4 protein-coding genes are annotated in these 3,130 nt (G+C 66.8%); all 4 read right to left on the reverse strand.

The features are described 5' to 3' along the window. Positions 1-2: 2 nt before the first annotated feature. Positions 3-434, reverse strand: coding sequence for a hypothetical protein (locus QZ213_RS26515; RefSeq protein WP_291689020.1), 432 nt, complete (start codon positions 432-434; stop codon positions 3-5). A 24-nt stretch (positions 435-458) separates the two neighbouring features. Next, positions 459-1,064, reverse strand: coding sequence for a recombination mediator RecR (gene recR / locus QZ213_RS26520; protein ID WP_291689017.1), 606 nt, complete (start codon positions 1,062-1,064; stop codon positions 459-461). 1 nt (position 1,065) lies between these two features. Next, complete coding sequence (locus tag QZ213_RS26525; protein WP_291689018.1) at positions 1,066-1,386, reverse strand: YbaB/EbfC family nucleoid-associated protein; 321 nt, start codon at positions 1,384-1,386, stop codon at positions 1,066-1,068. A gap of 21 nt (positions 1,387-1,407) precedes the next feature. Next, positions 1,408-3,130 (reverse strand): DNA polymerase III subunit gamma/tau (locus QZ213_RS26530; RefSeq protein ID WP_291689019.1); only part of this gene is annotated, 1,723 nt, incomplete at its 5' end.

Below are 3,130 nucleotides of genomic sequence, written 5' to 3' on the forward strand. Positions count from 1 at the left end.
ACTCAGTGCTTCGTCACCACACTCCATTTGGTGACGACGGCCTCGCTCATCTGCCCGGCGTCCTGGGCGCAGGCGATCTCGTCAACCTTGAGCGAGACCTCCTTGCCGATAAAGCCTCTCAACTGCGCCGCCTGGGCGTCGCTGTTGGTCACGATCTGAAACGTCTCGGGGCCGGTTTCCAGGCCGCACAGCCCGTTCGGAGGGGGAAGGCGGCGCGGCTCGCTGGTGAGCTGGTAGGTGGCGACGCGCTTGCCCTTCTTGTCGCCGCGCAGGCGCATGGCGTTGAGTTCTCCCGAAAGCACATCGCCGGCGTTGATCGGCTTGCCTGCCTTCGGTGCAGGCGCGACCTGCTGCGCCATCACGGGAGGCGCGGCGAACGTTGCCGCAATGACCACGCCCAAGGCCAGCCGTTTGCCGAATCGTCGTTTCGTCATGTCGATCATTTCCGTATCTGGTTGCTAGAACAGGGTTCGCTGCCGCATGGCCGCGGACAACGTGCCTTCATCGAGGTAATCAAGTTCACCGCCGACCGGCACGCCATGGGCGAGCCGCGTCACCTTGACGTTCGCCTCCTGCAGGAGATCGGTGATGTAGTGCGCGGTGGTCTGCCCGTCGACAGTGGCATTCAGGGCGAGGATGATTTCCGAAACCTGCGGGTCGTGCGCGCGCGCCACCAGCGCGTCGATGGTGAGGTCCTGCGGACCGACGCCGTCGAGCGGCGACAAGGTCGCGCCAAGCACGTGATAGCGACCGCTGGTCGCATGCGCGCGCTCCAGCGCCCAGAGATCTGCGACGTCGGCGACCACGACGATGATCGAGGGATCGCGGCGCGGATCGGTGCATACGGTGCAGGGATTCTGGGTGTCGATATTACCGCAGGTCCCGCAGACCTGGATCTTGTCGATCGCGACCTGCAGCGCGCCGGCCAGCGGCGTCATCAGCGCCTCGCGCTTCTTGATCAGATGCAGCGCCGCGCGCCGCGCCGAACGCGGGCCGAGCCCCGGCAGCCGCGCCAGCAGCTGGATCAGGCGTTCGATTTCGGGACCGGCAACCGCAGTGGCCATGTCAGGTGAGGCCCAGTCCCGGCGGCAGGCCGAGGCCGCCGGTCAGCGCCTGCATCTTTTCCTGCATTGCGGCTTCCGCCTTGCGCCGCGCGTCGTTGAGGGCGGTCACCAGCAGGTCTTCGAGGATTTCGCGCTCGTCGGCCTTCATCAGGCTGGGGTCGATCTTGACGCCCTTCACTTCCATTTTCGCGGTCATGCGCACGCTGACCAGGCCGCCGCCGGAAACGCCCTCGACCTCGACATGGCCGAGCTCTTCCTGCATCGCCTGCATCTTCGACTGCAGTTGCGCCGCCTGCTTCATCATGCCGAGAAAATCAGCCATGAATGCTTCCTTTTTGTATCGCTATAGATCGTCGCTGTCGGGACTTTCGGCGGGGTCTTCACCGCTAGCATCGGATTCCGGCGGCTCCGGGGCAAGCTTGCGGACCTCGACCACCTTGGCGCCGGGAAAGCGCGCGAGCACTTCCTGCACCCGCGGATCGGCCTCGGCGGCGCGCTCACGCTGATTCTTCGCGACTTCGTTCTGCGAACGCACCGTCGGCTGCCCGGGTTCGTTGGACACGGTGACGGTCCAGCGCCGTCCGGTCCATTGCTCGAGCTTGCGCGAGAGATCGTTGATCAGCGTCCGCGCCGCGCTGCGCTCCATCGCCACCTCAAGGCGGCCGTCCTCGATGCGGACCAGCCGGACGTCGGCCTCCAGCGCGGCTTTTGTCAGCAGGTCGCGTTTCTCGGCGGCGAGCGCCACGAGCTCCGGAAAGCTGGCGATCCGGCGCGCGGCCGGGGCCGCCTGCGCATCGGGTGACGGCGCGATCATTTGCGGCCGTGCCGATGGCTCGGCATTGGTCCGGGGGGCGCTGGACATGCGCGCGGGCGACGACTGCGCCGAGGAACCCGGCGCGGCCGGCGCGCTGCGCGGCCCGGCGTTTCCGCCAACGGCCGGCGATGAGCCGCCATTCTGCTCGATCATCCGGATCGCCTCGTCCGGCGTCGGCAGATCCGCGACATAGGCGATGCGCACCAGCACCATTTCCGCCGCCGCCGCGGGGCGCGTCGCGGTCTGCACTTCGGTGATGCCCTTCAGCAGCATCTGCCACATCCGCGACAGCACCCGCATCGAGATTTTGGCGGCGAAATCGCGGGCGCGCAGGCGTTCGGTTTCGCTGTAGGCGACGTTGTCCGCGGTGGCCGGCACGATCTTGACGCGGGTGACGAAGTTGACGAATTCGGCGAGGTCGGACAGCACCACGATCGGATCGGCGCCGGTGTCGTATTGCTCGCGAAATTCCCCAAACGCGCTGGCGATATCGCCGCGCGCCAGCGAATCGAAGAGATCGATCACCCGGGTGCGGTCGGCCAGCCCGAGCATCTGGCGCACCGCATCGGCGCGCACCGGACCTGCCGCGTGGGCGATCGCCTGGTCGAACAGCGACAGCGAATCGCGCACCGAGCCTTCGGCGGCGCGCGCGATGATGCCGAGCGCTTCCGGCTCCGCCTCGACGTTCTCCTTGGCCGCGATATTGGCAAGATGCTTCATCAGCACGTCGGCCTCGACCCGGCGCAGGTCAAAGCGCTGGCAGCGCGACAGCACCGTCACCGGGACTTTGCGGATTTCGGTGGTCGCGAACACGAACTTGGCGTGCTCCGGCGGCTCTTCCAGCGTCTTGAGGAAGGCGTTGAACGCCGCCGTCGAGAGCATGTGGACTTCGTCGATGATGTAGACCTTGTAGCGGGCGCTGGCCGGCGCGTAGCGCACGCTGTCGTTGATCTGGCGCACGTCATCGACGCCGGTATGCGAGGCTGCGTCCATTTCCAGGACGTCCATGTGCCGGCTTTCCATGATCGCCTGGCAATGCACGCCCAGCACCGGCATGTGGATGGTCGGGCCCTTCACCGAGCCGTCAGGCAGCTCGTAATTCAGCGCGCGGGCGAGGATCCGCGCCGTGGTGGTCTTGCCGACTCCGCGCACGCCGGTCAGGATCCAGGCCTGCGGAATCCGCCCGGTCTCGAACGCGTTCGACACGGTACGGACCACGGCGTCCTGGCCGATCAAATCCTCGAAACTGGAG

The sequence above is a fragment of the Bradyrhizobium sp. genome, assembly GCF_017881085.1.
GTDB lineage: Bacteria > Pseudomonadota > Alphaproteobacteria > Rhizobiales > Xanthobacteraceae > Bradyrhizobium.

Excerpts from the sequence above, each read along its gene's own strand:
- QZ213_RS26515 (WP_291689020.1), bottom strand. The coding sequence starts at position 434 with ATGACGAAACGACGATTCGGCAAACGGCTGGCCTTGGGCGTGGTCATT.
- recR (WP_291689017.1), bottom strand. The coding sequence starts at position 1,064 with ATGGCCACTGCGGTTGCCGGTCCCGAAATCGAACGCCTGATCCAGCTG.
- QZ213_RS26525 (WP_291689018.1), bottom strand. The coding sequence starts at position 1,386 with ATGGCTGATTTTCTCGGCATGATGAAGCAGGCGGCGCAACTGCAGTCG.